The sequence below is a fragment of the Bradyrhizobium sp. Mp19 genome, assembly GCF_029952935.1.
GTDB lineage: Bacteria > Pseudomonadota > Alphaproteobacteria > Rhizobiales > Xanthobacteraceae > Bradyrhizobium > Bradyrhizobium elkanii.
In genome coordinates, this window is the sequence record NZ_JASAUT010000014.1 from 90,909 (window position 1) to 108,955 (window position 18,047).

Here is an 18,047-nt window from a genome sequence, read left to right on the forward strand (position 1 = left end):
GGTGGATCTGTCGACCTCGTTCCGGGCCCCCCTCAATCCGCAGGAATTCGTTCGTGAACTCTTCACCATCTGCATCGCGACACGGCGATACCTCCGATCTGTTCGACCAATCGGGCCTGAGCGACCTCGCGCAGCGCCTGGTCGATGCCGCAAAGCGCGCGGGGGCCGATGCGGCCGATGCCATCGCGGTGCGCGGCGTCTCGCAGGGCGTCGAGGTGCGCGACGGCCGCGTCGAGGAAACCGAGCGCTCCGAAGGCGATGACGTCGGCCTGCGGGTGTTCGTCGGCCAGCGCCAGGCGGTGGTGTCGACCAATGACGTCAGCGGCGACGGGGTCGCCAAGCTTGCCGAGCGTGCGGTCGCGATGGCGCGCGTGGCGCCGGACGACAAATATGTCGGTCTCGCCGATCCGGCGCTCCACGCCCGCGATTTCCCCGATCTCGATCTGCTCGATCGCAAGGTTCCGAGCACGGCCGAACTGGAGCAGCGCGCGATCGAAGCGGAGGCCGCGGCGCTCGCGGTCAAGGGTGTCACCAAGTCCGGCGGCGCGTCGGCCTCGACCGGGATCGGCGGCATGGTGCTGGTGACGTCGACCGGCTTCCACGGTTCTTATCTGCGCTCCAGCCACGGCATCTCGACCACGGCGATTTCCGGTGAGGGCACCGGCATGGAGCGCGACTACGATTTCACCAGCGCGCCGCATGCGTCCGATCTCGATTCACCTGCCACCGTTGGCCGCAAGGCCGGCGAGCGCGCGGTGGCGCGGTCGAATCCGCGCAAGGTCGAGACCTGCAAGGTGCCGGTGGTGTTCGATCCGCGGGTCGCCGGCTCGATCGTCGGCCATCTGGTCGGCGCCATCAACGGCGCCTCGATCGCGCGCAAGACCAGCTTCCTGAAGGACAAGCTCGGCGAGCAGCTGTTCTCCAGGGACATCCGCATCATCGACGATCCCTTGCGCGTGCGTGGCCTGCGCTCGCAGACCTTCGATGCCGAGGGCGTCAGGGTGAAGAAGACCGCGCTGATCGATGCGGGCGTGCTCACCACCTGGGTGCTGGATTCGGCGACCGCGCGCGAGCTAGGCCTCGTGACGACGGGGCATGCGCATCGCGGTGTGTCGTCCTCGCCGTCGCCCGGAACGTATAATCTGCATCTCGAGCCGGGTGCGGTGACGCCGAAGGAGCTGATCTCCGACATCAAGCAGGGCTTCTATGTCACCGACCTGATCGGATCCGGCGTCAACGGCGTGACCGGCGATTACAGCCGCGGCGCGTCCGGCTTCTGGATCGAGAACGGCGAGATCACCTATCCGGTCAGCGAAGTGACCATCGCCGGCCATCTGCTGCCGATGTTCAAGTCGCTGGTCGCCGCCAACGATCTGGAATTCCGCTACGGCGTCAATTCGCCGACGCTGCGCATCGAGGGCCTGACGCTTGGCGGACGCTGATACGGACGACTGGACCAAGGCGCGCGATGCCGCCTTGCTGATCAGATCGGTGCAGGAAGCGGGCCGGCTCGCCTCGTCGCTGTTCCGCACCGAATTGAAGAACTGGATCAAGGGCGCGTCCTCGCCGGTCTCCGAGGCCGACATCGCGGTCAACGACCTCCTGGAGCAGCAGCTGCGTTCGGCAACGCCCGGCTATGGCTGGCTGTCGGAAGAGAGCGCCGACAACGACTCCCGGCTTGGCAGGCGCTTCACCTGGATCGTCGATCCGATCGATGGCACCCGCGCCTATCTCGCCGGTCGCGAGGATTGGTGCGTTAGTGTGGCGCTGGTTGAAAATGCATCGCCGGTGCTCGCGGCGGTGTATGCACCGGTCAGCGAGGAATTCTTCTTCGCCGCCCGCGGACAGGGCGCCACCCTGAACGACGGCGCGGTGCATGCAACCGCAGGCACCGATTTCAATTTTCCACGGATGGCGGGACCGAAGCCGCTGGTGCAGCGGCTCAGCCCGACGCCGGACGAGATCACGCTCTATCCGCGGATCGGATCGCTGGCGCTGCGGTTGTGCCGTGTAGCACAAGGTCGACTTGACGCGGCCTTTGCGGGCGGGCAAAGCCGCGACTGGGATCTTGCCGCCGCGAATTTGATCGTGCAGGAAGCGGGTGGTAAGATGACTGCGCTCTCGGGGGACGCGATTGAGTACAATCGCCGGGAGGTGACGCATGGGGTGCTGGTGGCAGCAGGACGCGAACGTCATGCACGCATTGTCGAGCATTTCCGCAGCCGTCCTTTGCCGTGAGGCCCCGCCGATCCGCGCCGCGTTTCCGATTGTGACGACCAGACCTGCTGCGACAGCCTTGTGACGACCAGACCTGTGACGACCACGACTTCATTTGTTTGCCGGGCATCTCGTTAGGAAAACCACCATCATGTCAGACAATGCCCAGCCCCAGCTGCTTCACCTCGTGATCGGCGGCGAGTTGACCGATCTCGAGCACAACACCTTCAAGAATCTGGACGAAGTCGAGATCGTCGGCGTCTACCCGAACTATGCGACCGCCTATGCAGCCTGGAAGGCGAAGGCGCAGCAGACCGTGGACAACGCCCAGATGCGCTATTTCGTCGTTCATCTCCACCGGTTGCTCGATCCTGAGCAGGACACAAAGCATTCCCATTGAAACGACTTTTTCGCGATCTGCTGCGCAGCGGCTTCGTGCAGCGCGCGCTGGGTGTGCTTGCGGCCGAGTATCTGAGGCTGGTGTGGTACACCAACCGCTTCAGCTACCAGCCGCATGACGTGTACGGGATCGTCGAGCCCCTGATGCCGGCGATCTTCGTGTTCTGGCACGGCCAGCACTTCATGACGCCGTTCATCAAGACCAAGGAGAGCTACCGCGCCAAGGTGCTGATCTCCCGCCACCGCGACGGTGAATTCAACGCCCTCGCGGTGGAGCGGCTCGGCATCGGCACGATCAGAGGTTCCGGCGATCATTCCGGCGCGTTCCATCGCAAGGGCGGCGTCGGCGCCTTCCTGGAGATGGTTCGGGCGCTGGAAGACGGCTGCAACATGGCCACCACCGCCGATGTGCCGAAGCGGGCGCGGGTGGCGGGCCTCGGGGCTATCATGCTGGCGCGGGAGACCGGCCGGCCGATCATGCCCTTTGCGATGGTCACCAGCCGATTCATCCGGTTGAAAAACTGGGATTCGACCACCATCAATTTGCCATTCGGGCGCGGCGCAGTGGTAGGTATTGAGCCGGTCTATGTGCCGCCCGATGCCGACGCCGCGACGATGGAAAAGCTTCGGCAGCACGTGGAGGAACTTCTCAACGAAGCGACCCGACGTGCCTATGCAGCGGTCGGGCGGCCGGAGGCAGCGCTTGGCTAGCTCGCTACCGATGACGTTGCGTGTGTACCGCAAGCTGTCGTCCGCGATGGTGCCGCTCGCGCCTGCCCTGATCAAGCGGCGGCTCAAGCTCGGCAAGGAAGATCCCGAACGCGTCGGCGAACGCCGCGGCGTGAGCGCCGATACCAGGCCGCAGGGCCCGCTGGTGTGGATTCACGGCGCCAGCGTCGGCGAGGTGCTGGCGGCGGCCGGGCTGATCGAGCGGCTGCGCGCGCTCAATCTGCGCATCCTGCTCACCTCGGGCACGGTGACCTCGGCCGCGATCGTCGCCAAGCGCTTCCCGCCCGACGTGATCCATCAATACGTGCCGTACGACTCGCCGCGCTATGTGACGCGCTTCCTCGATCACTGGCATCCGTCGCTGGCGCTGTTCATCGAGTCCGATTTGTGGCCGAACCTGATCCTGTCGAGCGCCGCGCGGCGGCTGCCGATGGTGCTGATCAACGGGCGGATGTCGCAGCGCTCGTTCCCGCGCTGGCGCCGGGTCTCCAACACCATCGGCGCGCTGCTCGGACGGTTCGACATCTGTCTCGCGCAGTCGAACACCGACGCCGAACGCTTTGCCGCGCTCGGCAGCCACAACGTCGTCGTCACCGGCAACCTCAAGCTCGACGTCGCGGCGCCGCCGGCCGATCCGGCCAAGCTGGAGCGGCTGATGTCGGTGACGCGCGGCCGCGCCATCGTGGTCGCCGCATCGACCCATCCCGGCGAGGAAGAGATCCTGATCGAGGCGCACAAGTCGCTCGCCGGATTCTTCCCCGGCCTGCTCACAGTGATCGTGCCGCGGCATGCCGCGCGCGGCGAGGCGGTGGCGCGGCTGGTGACGGAGGCGGGCCTGCGCCCCGGCCTGCGCTCGCACGAGGATCTGCCGGTCGCGACAACGGATATCTATGTCGCCGATACGATGGGCGAGCTCGGCCTGTTCTATCGCCTCGCGCCGATCGTCTTCATGGGCGGCTCGCTGGTCGCGCATGGCGGCCAGAATCCGATCGAGGCGATCAAGCTTGGCGCGGCGATCGTGCACGGCCCGCACGTGTTCAACTTCACCGATGTCTATGAGGCGCTCGATCGTGCCGGCGGCGCGCGCCGCGCCGATGATCGGGAAGTGCTGGTCAAGCAGCTCGGCCAGTTCCTTGCTGATTCCGCGGCACGCGACACTTCGCTGGCGGCCTCCGAGCGCGTCGTCGAACAGCTCGGTGGCGCGCTGGAGCGCACGGTGACCGCTCTCGAGCCCTATCTGTTGCAGTTGCGGCTCGAGATGGGAGCCGCCAATGCGTGAGCCGGCCTTCTGGCACCGGCCGTCGTCTTGGACATCGCAACTGCTCCAACCGCTTGCCGCGCTTTACGGCGCGGTCGCCGCACGGCGGATGCGGCAATCCGGCGTCGACGCCGGCATTCCCGTGGTCTGCGTCGGCAATTACCATGTCGGCGGCGCCGGCAAGACGCCGACGGTGCTGGCGCTGGCAAAATTGCTGCGCGAAATTGACGAGCGGCCGGTGGTGCTCAGCCGCGGCTATGGCGGCAGGCTCGGCGGCCCGGTCAAGGTCGATCGCGACAGCCACACGGCGGCCGATGTCGGCGACGAGCCGCTGATGATGGCGGCGAGCTTGCCGGTCGTGGTGTCGCGCGACCGCGCCGCAGGCCTGGCGCTGGCGCGCGCCCAGAATACCAGCGTGATCCTGATGGATGACGGCTTCCAGAATCCCTCGGTGGCCAAGGATGCCTGCCTGATCGTGATCGACGGCATGCGCGGCGTCGGCAACGGCCACGTGATTCCTGCGGGACCGTTGCGCGCGCCGCTGGTGCCGCAGCTGGAACGGACCGACGCGCTGATCGTGGTCGGCGAGGGGAGCGCGGCGCAAAGGATCGCGGCCGATCTGGCGTCCCGCGGCAAGCCGGTGCTGTCGGCGCATCTGAAGCCGGACCAGGCTTCGCTGGCGGCGCTGAGCGGAGCACGTGCGCTCGCCTTTGCCGGCATCGGCGATCCCGCGCGCTTCTTCAACACGTTGCGCTCAAGCGGCGTCGACGTCGTGCGCAGCAAGGCTTTCGCCGATCATCATGCCTTCACGAAGGAGGAGATCGAAGCGCTCGTTGCCGACGGGCGTCGCGACGCGCTGACGCTGGTGACGACGGAAAAAGATCTCGCGCGGTTGCGTGGTCCGGACGGGATGCCGGCCTGGGCACAGGCGATCGTGCCGTTCGCGGTGACGCTGCAATTCGATGACAGCGACGCGCTGCGGCGGCTGGTGGCCGATCAGCTGTTCAGGGCGCGGGGCAGGAGGCTCTCCAAATGAGCCAGGCGTCGAGCCTAGGCTTGCGGCTTGAGGACGCCGGGATGGTGGCGCTGCAGCACGGCGGTCGGGGTGGCGTAGGCTTCCTGCAGGTCGACGCTCCAGTACTTCAGCTCGTCGAGCGGAATCCGGACGTCGGTGATGGCACAGCGCACAAAGGTGCCGGGCGAGATCACGCGGAAATCGCCGTCGAGATATTGCACCTGCGCTTCGCCATGGCCCGAGGGACCGAACTTGTTCAGCACGATTGAGCTCTCCGCCTTGCCTCCGACGAGGCCATCTGGATGTCGATGAAACCGTCTATCACAGATAGGGTGTCATGTCCGCCCGTTAAACCACCGACTTGTGATGATTTGGCGGCGGACGCGCATGGTAGCCTTGCGGCCGTGGTCCGCTGTGTTTGCAGCGCCATAACGAGCCGGCCGGATCGGATGCGCCTCAAGTCAGTTTTCATGTGCCTCGCCATGCTTGCCGTGCCGGCCGCGGACGCGGCGCCACTCCCGGCTCCGCATCAGGTCGAGATCCCCGAAGGCAACGTCACGCTGCACGCGCAGCTCTACCGGCCCGATGGCGACGGCCCGTTCCCGACCGTGATCGCGCTGCATGGCTGCGGCGGTCTCGCCGGCCGTTCCGAGCCGGTCCTGCCGCGCTATCGCGACTGGGCCGAGCAATTGCTGACGACCGGCCATGCGGTGCTGCTGCCGGACAGCTACGGTTCGCGCGAGCTCGGTCCGCAGTGCCGCATCAGGGAGCATCAGGTGCAGACCCGCCGCGCGCGGGTCGCCGACATCAACGCGGCGCGGCAGTGGCTGGTGCAGCAGAAATGGGTGGCGAAGCGCCGCATCAGCCTGATCGGCTGGGGCAACGGCGCCGCCGCCCTGCTGTGGGCGGTGCGGCCGCAGATGTGGTCGCGCAACGTCGAGCCGGATTTTCGCTCGGCGGTCGCGTTCTATCCGGATTGCCGCGCCTCGTTCGGCCTCGGCTGGAGCGCGCGGGTGCCGACGCTGGTGCTGATCGGCGCGCGCGACGACGTGACGTCATCATCGGCCTGCCATCAGATGGTCGACGGCGCCCGCGGCCGCAGCGCGCTGGCGCGGATCGTGGTCTATCCCGAGGCCTATCACGACTTCGACCGGCCCAACCTGCCGCTGCACGCGGTCGCGGCCTCCGATGCCGAGATCGCCGAGCGCGGTCACATCGGCACCGATACTGGCGCGCGCAAGGATGCGCAGAAGCAAGTCGCCGAGTGGCTGTCGCGCTAAGACAGTTGTTGCCGGACTAGAACAAGCTGCCCTGATCGACCGGCTTGGTGACGCGCTTCGGCGCCGCCGGTTTCGCCTCTCGCGGCTGGGGCTTCGGCTGGCTCTCGGGCGCCACCGTTGCCGGGGGCTGATTGGCGTCAGCGGTGGCGGCGACGCGGCCATCGGCGAACTCGATCGACAGGCCGGCGTTCGGGCCGACCGCCGCAGCGGAGTGCACGGCATGGCCGTGCGCGTCGCGCACCAGCGCGAAGCCGCGCGCCAGCACGCCGCGATAGGACAGCGCCGACAGCAGCTGGCCGCTATGGGCAACGCGCGCCTCGAGCCGCTGCATCGTAGTCACCAATGCGCGCCGGGCGCGCTCGGCCAGGCGATGGGTGCGCTCGAGATCGCGGGCGATGGCGTTGCGCTGGGCCTTCGCATTAGCGAGCTTCGAGGCCTTGAGCCGGATTTCGAGACCGCTGAAGCGCTCGCGGCGGCGATGCAGCAGCGCGCGCGCCGACAGCGTGATGCGCTCGCCGGATGCGGTGAGCCGCTGCCGCGCATGGGCGATCTGGCCGCGCAGCACGCCGATGGTGAGGCGCGAACTGCTGGCGGCAAAGCGGCGGAAATGCGCGTGCGTATTGGCCTTCAGCCCGCGCGGCAATCCTGCTGCGAGATGATCGAGCCGTTGCCGCGGGATCGCCAGCAGCTCGTGTGCCGCCGGCAGCGCCCGCGCCGCGGCGCGCAGCTCGGTACGGCGGGCCTCCTGGGCGCGCTGCCAGCACACCACGGTGCGGCGGGCGAGCGCGGCAACCTCGACGAACAGCTCGCTGCGCACCGGCACCGCCATCTCCGCGGCGGCGGTCGGCGTCGGCGCGCGCTTGTCGGCGACGAAGTCGATCAGCGTGATGTCGGTCTCGTGGCCGACCGCGGAGATCAGCGGGATATGGCTCTCGGCCGCGGCGCGGACCACGATCTCCTCGTTGAACGACCAGAGGTCTTCCAGCGAGCCGCCGCCGCGCGCGACGATCAAGAGGTCAGGCCGTGGAATCCTGCCGCCCTCCGGCAGCGCGTTGAAGCCGCGGATCGCGGCCGCCACCTGCTCGGCCGAGCCGTCGCCCTGCACCTTGACCGGCCAGACCAGCACGCGGCGGGGAAAGCGGTCCTCCAGCCGGTGCAGGATGTCGCGGATCACGGCGCCGGTCGGCGAGGTGACGACGCCGATCACCTCGGGCAGCCAGGGCAAGAGCTGCTTGCGGGCCTCGTCGAACAGGCCCTCGGCGGCGAGCTTCTTCTTGCGCTCCTCCATCAGCGCCATCAGCGCGCCGACGCCGGCGGGCTCCAGCGAATCGATGACGATCTGGTACTTCGAGGAGTTCGGATAGGTGGTCAGCTTGCCGGTGGCGATGACCTCGAGGCCCTCCTGCGGCTTGAAGCGCATGCGGGCGTGGGCGAACTTCCAGATCACCGCCTCGATCTTGGCGCTCTCGTCCTTCAGGGCGAAATAACAGTGGCCGGAGGAATGCGGGCCGCGAAAGCCCGAAATCTCGCCGCGGACACGGACATGGCCGAAGCGGTCCTCCACCGTCCGCTTCAGGGCGGAGGAGAGTTCCGAGACGGTGAATTCAGGCGCGTTGACGAGATTCGGAGCAGCGGTCATCTGATCTATAGAATCGGGGTTTTCGACCCCGTGTGCAAGGTCCGGACGCCGCGTTTCAGGCGTCGAATCACATATCCACATCTGATCGAACCGCGTGTTGCTGTGGTTCGGGAGCGTGCTAAACCGGACGAAATGGCGTTACAACCCCTCTGATCGGCGACACAGATGAACATCCTCCTGCTCGGTTCCGGTGGCCGCGAACATGCGCTGGCGTGGAAGATCGCCGCGTCTCCGCTGGTGACGAAACTCTGGTGCGCGCCGGGCAATGCCGGGATCGCGCGCGAGGCCGAATGCGTCGCGCTCGACGTCGCCGACCACGCCGCGGTGATCGAATTCTGCCGGCGCAATGCGGTCGATCTGGTGGTGGTCGGTCCGGAGACGCCGCTCGCCGCCGGGATCGTCGACGACCTCGCCGCGGTCGATATCAAGGCGTTCGGGCCCGCCAAACAGGCCGCCCAGCTCGAGGGCTCCAAGGGTTTCACCAAGGACCTCTGCAGCGAGTTCGACATTCCGACCGGTGCCTATCGCCGCTTCGACAATGCGAAGGACGCGGTGGCCTATGTCCGCGCCCAGGGCGCGCCGATCGTGGTCAAGGCCGATGGGCTTGCGGCCGGCAAGGGCGTCGTGGTGGCACAGACGCTGTCCGAGGCCGAGGCCGCGATCGCGATGATGTTCGAGGGCGCGTTCGGCTCGGCCGGCGCCGAGGTGGTGATCGAGGAATTTTTGTCGGGCCGCGAGATCAGCTTCTTCGCGCTGTGCGACGGCGAGACCGCGATCCCGCTGGCCTCGGCGCAGGACCACAAGCGGGTGTTCGATCACGACAAGGGGCCGAACACCGGGGGCATGGGCGCCTATTCGCCGACGCCGTTCGTGACGCCTGATGTGCACGACCAGATCATGGCGCGGATCATCCTGCCGACGGTGGCCGGGATGAAGAGCCGCGGCATGCCGTTCAAGGGCGTGCTCTATGCCGGCGTGATGCTGACCGCGCAGGGCCCAAAACTGTTCGAATACAATGTCCGCTTCGGCGATCCCGAGTGCCAGGTGCTGATGCTGCGGATGATGTCGGACATCGTGCCGGCGCTGCTCGCCTCCATCGACGGGCAACTGAAGAACTTCGATCTGCGCTGGTATCCGGACCCGGCGCTGACGGTGGTGATGGCGGCGAAGGGCTATCCCGGCGACTACATCAAGGGCACGCGGATCGACGGTCTCGACGACGCCGCCAAGGTCGAGGGCGTCGAGATCTTCCACGCCGGCACGGTGGCGAAGGATGGCGTAATCATCGCCAATGGCGGGCGGGTGCTGAACGTCTGCGCGATGGGCAAGACGGTCACCGAGGCGCGCGACCGCGCCTATCAGGCTGTCGATCGGATCAAATGGCCGGACGGATTCTGCCGCCGCGACATCGCCTGGCAGGCGGTGGAGGCGGAGAAGGGTTGATCGATCCGGCCTCAGCGGCGACAATGGCGCGCCCGGGGGCCTTCGAATGACCGATTTCAGACTGCCCGAGACGCACTACGCGCAAAGCGCCGACGCGAGCATCGCCTATCAGGTGATGGGCGATGGTCCTGTCGACATCATCCTTGTCCCCGGCTTGTTCTCGCACATCGAGTTCATGCACGAGATGCCCGGCTACACCGCCGTGCTGCGTCGCCTGTCGCGCTTCGCCCGGGTCGTGACCTTCGACAAACGCGGACAGGGATTGTCGGATCGGATGACCGGCGCGCCCTCCCTCGAGCAGCGCATGGACGACGTCCGGGCCATCATGGATGCCATCGGCTCCACGAAGGCGGTGTTGTTCGGCTTCTCCGAGGGCTGTCCGATGAGTGTGCTGTTTGCAGCGACCTATCCGGACCGCGTTTCGCATCTCGTTCTGCTCGGCAGCTTTGCCCGCTCGAAGGATCGCCTGCCGGACGACGTGTGGCAGCTGCGCTGCGACGAGATCGTGCAGAACTGGGGGTCTGGCGACACGGTCAAGACTGTCGCGCCGAGCCAGGCAACGAATGCAGAAGTGATCGCGCAGATCGCGAAATTCGAGCGGCTGTCGAGCAGTCCGGGAGCGTTGCGGACGCTGCTCGTTCTCAATCGCGCGATCGACGTCACGACGATCCTGCCGATGCTCCAGACTCCGACGCTTGTCCTGCATCGGATCGGCGATGCCCGCGTTCCCGTGGCGCTCGGCCGTGCCGTCGCGCGCTCGATCCCCGCCGCGAAATACGTGGAATATCCGGGCTGCGATCACTACTATTGGGTCGGCGAGACCGAGGCGATGCTCGGCGATGTCGAGGAATTCGTCACCGGCCATCGCGATGGTGGTGATGCCGAGCTCGACCGTGTGCTTGCGACCGTGCTGTTCACCGATATCGTCGATTCCACTCGCAGTGCTGCGGTGATGGGTGATCATCGTTGGCGACGCCTGCTCGACGATCACGATCAACTCGCGCAGCAGATGGTTGGCCGCCATCGCGGCCATCTGGTGAAGAGCACTGGTGACGGCATTCTGGCGACCTTCGACGGTCCCGGCCGCGCCGTACGCTGTGCGCTGGCGTTCGGCTCGGCCGCGCGGCAGATCGGCCTGCCGGTGCGAGCAGGCCTGCACACCGGCGAGATCGAGGTGAGGGGGACGGATATCGGCGGCATAGCGGTACACGCCGCGGCGCGCGTGATGTCGCAGTGCGGCTCGAACGAGGTGCTGGTGTCGCGCGTGGTGACCGATCTGGTCGCGGGCGCCGGGTTGAAATTCGCCGAGCGCGGCGCGTTCGAGCTGAAGGGACTGCCCGGGACATGGGAGCTGTTTGCGGCGAGCGGCTAGGCCCCGCCCCACGCCGTCATTCCGGACGACGCGCATCGCGCGCCGATCCGGAATCTCGATGTTGTGGGCACCTTCTCACCTTATCTCGAGATTCCGGGTTCGGCGCGTTGCGCCGCCCCGGAATGACGAAGTGGTCAGAGCAGATCGCCGCCCGCCGCTGACGCCGTGGTGCCGTGCTCGCGGAACGCCTTGATGACGTTTTTGCCGATCTTCCACTTGTGCACCTCGTCGGGCCCGTCGACCAGCCGCTGCGACCGCACCTGGGTGTACCATTTCGCCAGCGGCGTATCCTGGCTGAAGCCGAGCGCGCCGTGCAGCTGGATCGCGGTGTCGATCACCTTGTGCACCATGTGGGCGTGGAAGATCTTGGCGATCGAGTTTTCCTGGCGGATATCGAGGCCCTTCTCGGCCTTGTAGGCGATGTGCAGCAGCATCAGCCGGCCGATATAGAGCTCGCTCGCGCAGTCGGCGAGCATGAACTGCACCGCCTGGCGGTCGGCCAGCAACTGCCCGAAGGTCGAGCGCTTGGTGACATGGGCGGCCGCCATGTCGAGCGCGCGCTGCGCCTTGGCGACGTTGTGCATGCCGTGGCGTAGCCGGCCGTAGGCGAGGCGGTGCTGACCCATGTTGAAGCCGTTGCCTTCGCCGCCGAGCAGGTTGTCGGCCGGCACCTTCAGATCCTTGATCTCGATCTCGGAGTGGCCGCCATGGATCACGTCGTCATGCGGACCCTCGATCGCCATGTTGGCGACGTTGCGCTTGATGCGGTAGCCGGGATTGGGCAGCTCGACGATGAAGGTCGAGTACTGCTTGTGGCGCGGCGCGTTCGGATCGGTCTTCGCCATCACCAGCGCGAGGTCGGCGACGCTCGCCGACGAGGAGAACCATTTCTCGCCGTTGAGAATGTAGTTCGCGTTGCCGTCCTTCACGGCGGTGGTCTGCATGCCGGTGGCATCGGCGCCGGCGGCCTTTTCGGTCATCGAGAAGCAGATCCGCTTCTCGCCGTTCAGCAGGGGCTTGAGGAATTTTTCCTTCTGGTACTCGGTGCCGTGCGCCAGGATCGTCATCATCGAGGCGTCGTCCGGTCCCTGCGTGTTCATCGAGAGCGCGCCGAGCATGCTCTCGCCGAGCTCCATCTGCACCAGCGCGTTGGCGAGCGGGCCGAGCCCCATACCGCCATACTCCTTCGGCACGAACGGGCACCACAGACCCTGCGCGCGGGCCTTCTTCCGCAGCGGTCCCAGCACCTCGGCGAGCGGCTTGCTGTCGAGTTCCTTTTCCGCCGGAATGCACTCGTCGTGCACGAATTTGCGAACCTTCTCGCGGATCGCCTTGGCCTCCGCGGGGATTTCGAAGTCGATCGACATGGCACTTCCTCGTTTCATGTTGTTGTTGGCAGGACTTGAGGATGGCATAAACCTCGCCAAAGCCAGCGGCAACGCCGAACAAAGTTTGAAGCAGCGCCCGCGACAGGGAAGGAGCTACCGATGCCTGATCTCGCTGATCTTTTTCCCGGCTATGAATCAAAATGGATCAACACCTCGCAGGGCCGCATCTTCGCCCGCGTCGGCGGCAAGGGCCCGCCATTGCTGTTGCTGCACGGCTTCTCCTCGACGCATGTGATGTGGCACACGGTTGCGCCGAAGCTCGACGATGCATTCACGCTGATCATCGCCGACCTGCCGGGCTACGGCTGGTCCGATATGCCCGACAGCGACAAGGATCATACGCCCTACACCAAGCGGGCCTGGGCGAAGACCATGGTCGAGGTGATGGAGCAACTCGGGCATGTGCATTTCGCGCTCACCGGCCACGATCGCGGCGGCCGGGTGTCGTACCGGCTCGCGCTCGATCATCCCGGCCGGCTGTCGAAGCTTGCGGTGCTCGATATCGCGCCGACCTATGATTACTGGCAGAAGCTCAATCGCCTCTCGGCGCTGAAGATCTACCACTGGGCGTTCCTGGCACAGCCCTATCCGCTGCCGGAGACGCTGATCTCCAACAATGGCGAATTCTTCCTCAAGGAGAAGATGGCGAGCCAGACCAAAAGCAAGACGCTGGAGGCGATCGATCCGCGCGCGCTCGCGCACTACCTCGCGCCATTCCGCGATCCCGCGCGCATCCACGCGATGTGCGAGGACTATCGCGCCGGCGCCTATGCAGACTACGAGATCGACAAGGCCGATGTCGACGCCGGCAAGAAGATCACGGTCCCGATGCTGGCGCTGTGGGGCGATGCCGGGGTTGCGAGCGCCGCAACGACGCCGCTCGACACCTGGAAGACCTGGGCCACCAATGTCAGCGGCGCGCCGGTGGCGTCGGGGCATTTCCTGCCCGAGGAGGCTCCGGAGGCGACGGCGAAGCTGCTGCGGGAGTTTTTCCTGGCGGGATGACTCCGCTCGCGCACCGTCATCCGAAGAGACCGTGAATATATGACTCTCGATGACGCAACACACTCGATGTCGTCCCGGCGTAAGCCGGGACCCATAACCACCGAAGGTCATTGTTGCACGACGCTGGGGCCACAGCTTTCTAACGACTCAACCCTGTGGTTATGGGTCCCGGCTTTCGCCGGGACGACGAGGGGAGAGATTGCGCTGCGCTTCATCCGGGCTACGGATTCGTCAGCGTCGCTCCCTGAAGAACTCGCGCAGCAGGCGCGCGGACTCGGTCTCGCCGACCGCGCCATAGACCTCCGGCACATGGTGGCAGGTCGGCTGCGCGAAGAACCGCACGCCTGACTCGACCGCACCGCCCTTGGGGTCGGCGGCGCCGTAATAGAGCCGGCGGATGCGGGCAAAGGAGATTGCGCCGGCGCACATGGTGCAGGGCTCCAGCGTCACGTAGAGGTCGCAATCGACCAGCCGCTCGGTGCCGATGGCCTCGGCGGCCTGCCGGATCGCGAGGATTTCCGCATGGGCCGTCGGATCGCGGTCGGTCAGGGTGCGGTTGCCGGCGGTGGCGATCACCTCATAGCCCCGCACAATCACGCATCCGATCGGAACCTCGCCCGCTTTTCCGGCATTTTCGGCGGTTTTTAGCGCCAGATCCATGAAAGAAGGGGCAGACATGCCTCGTATCATCGGAAGAAACCTGCTAGTAGCGTCGCCTTCAGCAGAAGTGGATGCCGGTTTTGCGCCAGTCGCGCCCAGATGGCGCGCGTATCGCCGGTTGCCCTGCGCCCCAATTGAACATCCAGGCGAGAACATTCATGCCCCGCGACAGCGACAAAAACAACGATTCCCGCGGCCGGCGTGATCGACCCGGCGGCGGCAAGGGTCGCTCCGGTGCCGCCCGTGGCCCGGACAAGAAGTTTGCGAAGCGCGGCTTTGGCGACAAGAAGTTTGCCGGCAAGGGTGATGGCGAAAAGCGGCCCTACCGCGGCGATCGCGAGGACCGTCCGCCGCGCCGCGAGTTCGGCGACAAGCCGAGGTTCAACCGCGACGACCGCCCCCGCGGCGATCGGCCGTTCCGCCGGGATCGCAACAGCGACCCTAGTGATCGGCCCGCGCGTGACGGCGATGGCGAGAGGCGCACGTTCAAGCCGCGCGAAGACCGCAGCGGCGAAAAGCGACCCTACACGCCCCGTGGCGACCGCCCGAACTTCAATCGCGACGACCGCGCGCCGCGGCGCGATCGCGATGATGCCCGCCCGGCGGGGCGGTCTTCCGATCGGAAGTTCGGCGACCGCAAGCCTTACGCGGCGCGCGAGCGCGACGGCGAGAAGCGGCCGTATACGCCGCGTGGCGAGCGATCGTTCGGCGATCGTCCCTCGCGCGGCGGCGACCGGCCCGCGCGGAAATTCGGTGGCGACAGCAAGTTCAAGCGCGGTGCGGCGGATCGCGGGGGTGATCGTGGCGATCGCGGCCCGCGCAAGGACTTTGGCGATCGGCCGCCGCGCGGCGAATCCAAGCCATGGCAGAAGCGCGAGGGCGGCTCCGATCGTCCGGAGCGGGGTTCGCGTCCGTTCCGCGACGGCCCGCGCAATTTCGACAAGCCGCGTTACGACAGGCCGCGCGATGATCGTGGCGGCGGCGAGCGGCCCAGGTTCTCGCGCTCACGCGACGATCGCGAGCAGGGCGATCGCCATGAGCGGCCGAAGTTCAGCCGGCCGCGCTGGGAGCGGGACGAGGCTGGTGGCGACAATCGCCGCCGCGAGCGCCCCGAAGGCCGCACCGATTGGCAGGAACATCCGCGCAGCGAAGGCCGCTTCTCCGACCGGCCGCGCCGCGACAATGAAGACGACAGCAAGGTCTTTGCGAAGCGCCCGGCCTTCGGCGGCCGCGGCGCCTATCGCGAACGCTCCTACGACGAGCGCCGCGAGCGTCCCGAGCCGAAGCCGAAGAAGACCGGCGAGCGCATCGCCAAGGTGCTGGCGCGCGCCGGTCTTGCCTCACGCCGCGATGCGGAGGAGATCGTCACCCAGGGCCGGGTCACGGTCAACGGACGCGTGATCAACTCGCCGGCGCTCGATATCACCGAGAACGATGTCGTGGCGGTCGACGGCAAGCCGTTGCCGCCGCGCGAGCGGACGCGGCTGTTCATGTATCACAAGCCGCGCGGGCTGATGACGACGCATGCCGATCCCGAGGGGCGGCCGACCGTGTTCGACAATCTGCCCGAGGGCTTGCCGCGGCTGATCTCGATCGGCCGGCTCGATTTCAACACCGAGGGCCTGTTGCTGCTGACCAATGACGGCGGCCTGGCGCGGACACTGGAGCACCCCGACACCGGATGGCTGCGCCGCTATCGCGTGCGCGCGCATGGCGAGGTGACGCAGGGCCAGCTCGACCAGCTCAAGGGTGGCGTCGAGGTCGACGGCGTCAAATACGGGCCAATCGACGCGACGCTGGAGCGCGACCAGAGCTCCAACGTCTGGGTGGTGTTCGCGATCCGCGAGGGCAAGAATCGCGAGGTGCGCAATGTGATGGCGCATCTCGGGCTCGAGGTGAACCGGTTGATCCGGATCTCCTACGGCCCGTTCCAGCTCGGCGAGCTCGAGGAGGGCAAGGTCGAGGAGGTCAAGACGCGGGTGCTGCGCGAGCAGCTCGGCGAGAAGATCGCCAAGATCGCGGGTGCGGACTTTGCGCGGCCGGAGCAGCGTGACGCCGCCGACGGCGACGATGCGCCCGCCAGGAAGCCGAAGCCGAGCAAGCGCGAAACGATCAATGACCGCAAGGGCCGCCGCGTGCTGGTGCAGCGCACCGGCAGCGAGGAAGCGCGTGCCCGTAACGAGGACGAGGCCAGCGGCTACGGCCCGCCGCGTCGTCCCAAGCGCGGCTACCACGGCAAGCGCGATCTCACGCCGAAGGACGAGTAACGGTCAATGCGTGTCGTTGGGGGCAGGCTGAAGGGCCGCAACCTGGCTTCGCCGTCGGGCCACGAGATCCGCCCGACCGCGGACCGCCTGCGCGAGTCCGTGTTCAATATCCTGATCCACGCCTACGACAATCCAATTGAGGATGCGCGCGTGCTCGATCTGTTTGCCGGCACCGGCGCGCTCGGCATCGAGGCGGTCTCGCGCGGCGCCAGGTTCACGCTGTTCGTCGACAATGGCGCCGAGGCGCGGGCGCTGCTGCGCAACAATGTCGAGTCGCTCGGCCTCGGCGGCACGACCAAGGTCTATCGGCGCGATGCCACCGATCTTGGACCTGCACATCCGGTCGAGCCGTTCTCGCTGGTGTTTCTCGATCCGCCCTACGGCAAGGGGCTCGCCGACAAGGCGCTCGCCTCGCTGCGCGACGGCGGCTGGCTGACGACGGGCGCGCTGCTTGTGGTGGAAGAGGCAAAGGCCGCGGCGTTCGCGGCGCCCGATGGCTTCGAGGAGCTCGAGCGGCGGGCGTATGACGACACCGAGTTCGTGTTCCTGAGGATTTCGAATCCGTAGGATGGGTAGAGCGAAGCGAAACCCATCAACTTCTGAGCCGCGGGAGAGATGATGGGTTTCGCTGCGCTCTACCCATCCTACGCGATACTGATTCATCACCGCTAGCGGAGCGCGAACCATGGCCGACACTCTTGCCGGGCTGGCCGGTCAGCTGGAGACGCAGGTCAAGGCGTTGCGCGGCGCTGGCGATGATGCGGCGCTGCTTGCCGCAGCGCGCGATGCCGCCGACCAGATCGAACGCCGTCGCGGCGCGCAGGATGGTGACGAACGTGAAGTGCTCATGATGGTCCAGCGCTGGACGTTCAATGCGGCGGCCGATTGCTGGCCGGGCTGGAGCGTGTCCGACAAGCCGATCAATCAGGACAATCTGCTGGCCGCACGCGAGCTTGCGGAACGTTCGTTAGCGCTGGTGCGGAGCCTGGGGCTCGCACCGCTGCGCGAGGGAACGGGCGTCTGGATGGTGGGGGCCTTCGACCTTGCGCTCGGCCGCTACGACGACGCGTCCCGGCTGTTCCGCGATGCGCGGGAGCAATATGTTGCAGCGAGCGCGCCCGGCCTCGTGCTGCTGGTGGACGGCTATGCCGCGATCACTCGGCAAGTCAGCAGGCACGCGGCCGACGGCGATGATCTCGATAAGGTCTGCCAGCGGATCGCGGCAGGCGGGTTCGAGGATGGCGACGAATGGATCGCGCAGTTGCGCACGGCGCTGGAGGTGTTCACTCGGCAAAATTCGTAGGATGGGTAGAGCGCAGCGAAACCCATCAAGCTACGTCTGTGCGGCGAGATGATGGGTTTCGCTAGCGCTCTA

The 18,047-nt window shown here is 66.8% G+C and carries 17 protein-coding genes; 13 read left to right on the plus strand and 4 right to left on the minus strand.

Features of this window, described 5'->3' with window-relative positions; genetic code table 11:
- Positions 1 to 53 precede the first annotated feature (53 nt).
- From QJT82_RS17985 to lpxK, 6 genes are all read left to right on the plus strand, one after another.
- Positions 54 to 1,442 carry a TldD/PmbA family protein gene (locus QJT82_RS17985; RefSeq protein WP_028341081.1) on the plus strand — a complete coding sequence of 463 codons (1,389 nt, stop codon included), beginning with the start codon at positions 54 to 56 and terminating at the stop codon, positions 1,440 to 1,442.
- Positions 1,429 to 2,238: a 3'(2'),5'-bisphosphate nucleotidase CysQ gene (locus QJT82_RS17990; protein ID WP_028341080.1), complete on the plus strand. Its 810-nt coding sequence runs from the start codon at positions 1,429 to 1,431 to the stop codon at positions 2,236 to 2,238. Before QJT82_RS17985 ends, QJT82_RS17990 begins: the two co-directional genes overlap by 14 nt.
- Before the next feature lie 130 nt (positions 2,239 to 2,368).
- Positions 2,369 to 2,617 (plus strand): DUF4170 domain-containing protein, encoded by a 249-nt coding sequence (locus QJT82_RS17995; RefSeq protein WP_016848023.1) that lies wholly within the window; start codon positions 2,369 to 2,371, stop codon positions 2,615 to 2,617.
- Positions 2,614 to 3,327 carry a lysophospholipid acyltransferase family protein gene (locus QJT82_RS18000; protein ID WP_028341079.1) on the plus strand — a complete coding sequence of 238 codons (714 nt, stop codon included), beginning with the start codon at positions 2,614 to 2,616 and terminating at the stop codon, positions 3,325 to 3,327. The genes QJT82_RS17995 and QJT82_RS18000 overlap by 4 nt, the downstream gene beginning before the upstream one ends.
- Positions 3,290 to 4,624 (plus strand): 3-deoxy-D-manno-octulosonic acid transferase, encoded by a 1,335-nt coding sequence (locus QJT82_RS18005; protein ID WP_035631689.1) that lies wholly within the window; start codon positions 3,290 to 3,292, stop codon positions 4,622 to 4,624. The genes QJT82_RS18000 and QJT82_RS18005 overlap by 38 nt, the downstream gene beginning before the upstream one ends.
- A complete protein-coding gene (gene lpxK, locus QJT82_RS18010) occupies positions 4,617 to 5,639 on the plus strand; it encodes a tetraacyldisaccharide 4'-kinase (protein WP_028341077.1) in 1,023 nt (340 codons plus the stop codon). The genes QJT82_RS18005 and lpxK overlap by 8 nt, the downstream gene beginning before the upstream one ends.
- Before the next feature lie 14 nt (positions 5,640 to 5,653).
- Here lpxK and QJT82_RS18015 read toward each other — a convergent pair whose 3' ends face one another.
- Positions 5,654 to 5,881, minus strand: a complete 228-nt coding sequence (locus QJT82_RS18015; RefSeq protein ID WP_016848019.1) for a DUF2093 domain-containing protein — start codon at positions 5,879 to 5,881, stop codon at positions 5,654 to 5,656.
- Positions 5,882 to 6,067: 186 nt separating this feature from the next.
- Here QJT82_RS18015 and QJT82_RS18020 point away from each other — a divergent pair, with 186 nt between their 5' ends.
- Entirely contained in the window at positions 6,068 to 6,898 is an 831-nt protein-coding gene (locus tag QJT82_RS18020) for a dienelactone hydrolase family protein (RefSeq protein ID WP_028341076.1), read from the plus strand.
- 16 nt (positions 6,899 to 6,914) lie between these two features.
- Here the strand turns inward: QJT82_RS18020 and xseA are convergent, their stop codons facing one another.
- The gene (xseA, locus tag QJT82_RS18025; RefSeq protein ID WP_028341075.1) at positions 6,915 to 8,537 is read right to left on the minus strand and encodes an exodeoxyribonuclease VII large subunit; all 1,623 of its coding nucleotides are present in this window, start codon (positions 8,535 to 8,537) and stop codon (positions 6,915 to 6,917) included.
- A gap of 165 nt (positions 8,538 to 8,702) precedes the next feature.
- On the opposite strand from xseA, the gene purD reads away from it, so the two are divergent.
- Positions 8,703 to 9,980, plus strand: coding sequence for a phosphoribosylamine--glycine ligase (gene purD, locus QJT82_RS18030; protein ID WP_028341074.1), 1,278 nt, complete (start codon positions 8,703 to 8,705; stop codon positions 9,978 to 9,980).
- A gap of 46 nt (positions 9,981 to 10,026) precedes the next feature.
- Complete coding sequence (locus tag QJT82_RS18035; RefSeq protein WP_028341073.1) at positions 10,027 to 11,352, plus strand: adenylate/guanylate cyclase domain-containing protein; 1,326 nt, start codon at positions 10,027 to 10,029, stop codon at positions 11,350 to 11,352.
- Positions 11,353 to 11,486: 134 nt separating this feature from the next.
- Here the strand turns inward: QJT82_RS18035 and QJT82_RS18040 are convergent, their stop codons facing one another.
- The gene (locus QJT82_RS18040) at positions 11,487 to 12,719 is read right to left on the minus strand and encodes an acyl-CoA dehydrogenase family protein (RefSeq protein ID WP_028341072.1); all 1,233 of its coding nucleotides are present in this window, start codon (positions 12,717 to 12,719) and stop codon (positions 11,487 to 11,489) included.
- 120 nt (positions 12,720 to 12,839) lie between these two features.
- Between QJT82_RS18040 and QJT82_RS18045 the strand changes: the two genes are divergently transcribed.
- The gene (locus QJT82_RS18045; protein WP_028341071.1) at positions 12,840 to 13,745 is read left to right on the plus strand and encodes an alpha/beta hydrolase; all 906 of its coding nucleotides are present in this window, start codon (positions 12,840 to 12,842) and stop codon (positions 13,743 to 13,745) included.
- Positions 13,746 to 13,976: 231 nt separating this feature from the next.
- Here the strand turns inward: QJT82_RS18045 and QJT82_RS18050 are convergent, their stop codons facing one another.
- Positions 13,977 to 14,423 (minus strand): nucleoside deaminase, encoded by a 447-nt coding sequence (locus QJT82_RS18050; protein WP_244978690.1) that lies wholly within the window; start codon positions 14,421 to 14,423, stop codon positions 13,977 to 13,979.
- Positions 14,424 to 14,563: 140 nt separating this feature from the next.
- Here QJT82_RS18050 and QJT82_RS18055 point away from each other — a divergent pair, with 140 nt between their 5' ends.
- From QJT82_RS18055 to QJT82_RS18065, 3 genes are all read left to right on the plus strand, one after another.
- Positions 14,564 to 16,672 carry a pseudouridine synthase gene (locus QJT82_RS18055; RefSeq protein WP_028341070.1) on the plus strand — a complete coding sequence of 703 codons (2,109 nt, stop codon included), beginning with the start codon at positions 14,564 to 14,566 and terminating at the stop codon, positions 16,670 to 16,672.
- Between the two features lie 6 nt (positions 16,673 to 16,678).
- Entirely contained in the window at positions 16,679 to 17,239 is a 561-nt protein-coding gene (gene rsmD, locus QJT82_RS18060) for a 16S rRNA (guanine(966)-N(2))-methyltransferase RsmD (protein WP_028341069.1), read from the plus strand.
- A 118-nt stretch (positions 17,240 to 17,357) separates the two neighbouring features.
- Positions 17,358 to 17,975 (plus strand): hypothetical protein, encoded by a 618-nt coding sequence (locus QJT82_RS18065; RefSeq protein WP_028341068.1) that lies wholly within the window; start codon positions 17,358 to 17,360, stop codon positions 17,973 to 17,975.
- The last annotated feature ends 72 nt before the right edge of the window (positions 17,976 to 18,047 follow it).

Coding starts and splice junctions, on each gene's coding strand:
- QJT82_RS18045 (WP_028341071.1), top strand. CDS start 12,840: ATGCCTGATCTCGCTGATCTTTTTCCCGGCTATGAATCAAAATGGATC.
- QJT82_RS17995 (WP_016848023.1), top strand. CDS start 2,369: ATGTCAGACAATGCCCAGCCCCAGCTGCTTCACCTCGTGATCGGCGGC.
- QJT82_RS18040 (WP_028341072.1), bottom strand. CDS start 12,719: ATGTCGATCGACTTCGAAATCCCCGCGGAGGCCAAGGCGATCCGCGAG.
- QJT82_RS18005 (WP_035631689.1), top strand. CDS start 3,290: ATGCAGCGGTCGGGCGGCCGGAGGCAGCGCTTGGCTAGCTCGCTACCG.
- QJT82_RS18035 (WP_028341073.1), top strand. CDS start 10,027: ATGACCGATTTCAGACTGCCCGAGACGCACTACGCGCAAAGCGCCGAC.
- QJT82_RS18020 (WP_028341076.1), top strand. CDS start 6,068: ATGCGCCTCAAGTCAGTTTTCATGTGCCTCGCCATGCTTGCCGTGCCG.
- rsmD (WP_028341069.1), top strand. CDS start 16,679: ATGCGTGTCGTTGGGGGCAGGCTGAAGGGCCGCAACCTGGCTTCGCCG.
- QJT82_RS18050 (WP_244978690.1), bottom strand. CDS start 14,423: ATGTCTGCCCCTTCTTTCATGGATCTGGCGCTAAAAACCGCCGAAAAT.
- lpxK (WP_028341077.1), top strand. CDS start 4,617: ATGCGTGAGCCGGCCTTCTGGCACCGGCCGTCGTCTTGGACATCGCAA.
- QJT82_RS18065 (WP_028341068.1), top strand. CDS start 17,358: ATGGCCGACACTCTTGCCGGGCTGGCCGGTCAGCTGGAGACGCAGGTC.
- xseA (WP_028341075.1), bottom strand. CDS start 8,537: ATGACCGCTGCTCCGAATCTCGTCAACGCGCCTGAATTCACCGTCTCG.
- purD (WP_028341074.1), top strand. CDS start 8,703: ATGAACATCCTCCTGCTCGGTTCCGGTGGCCGCGAACATGCGCTGGCG.
- QJT82_RS18055 (WP_028341070.1), top strand. CDS start 14,564: ATGCCCCGCGACAGCGACAAAAACAACGATTCCCGCGGCCGGCGTGAT.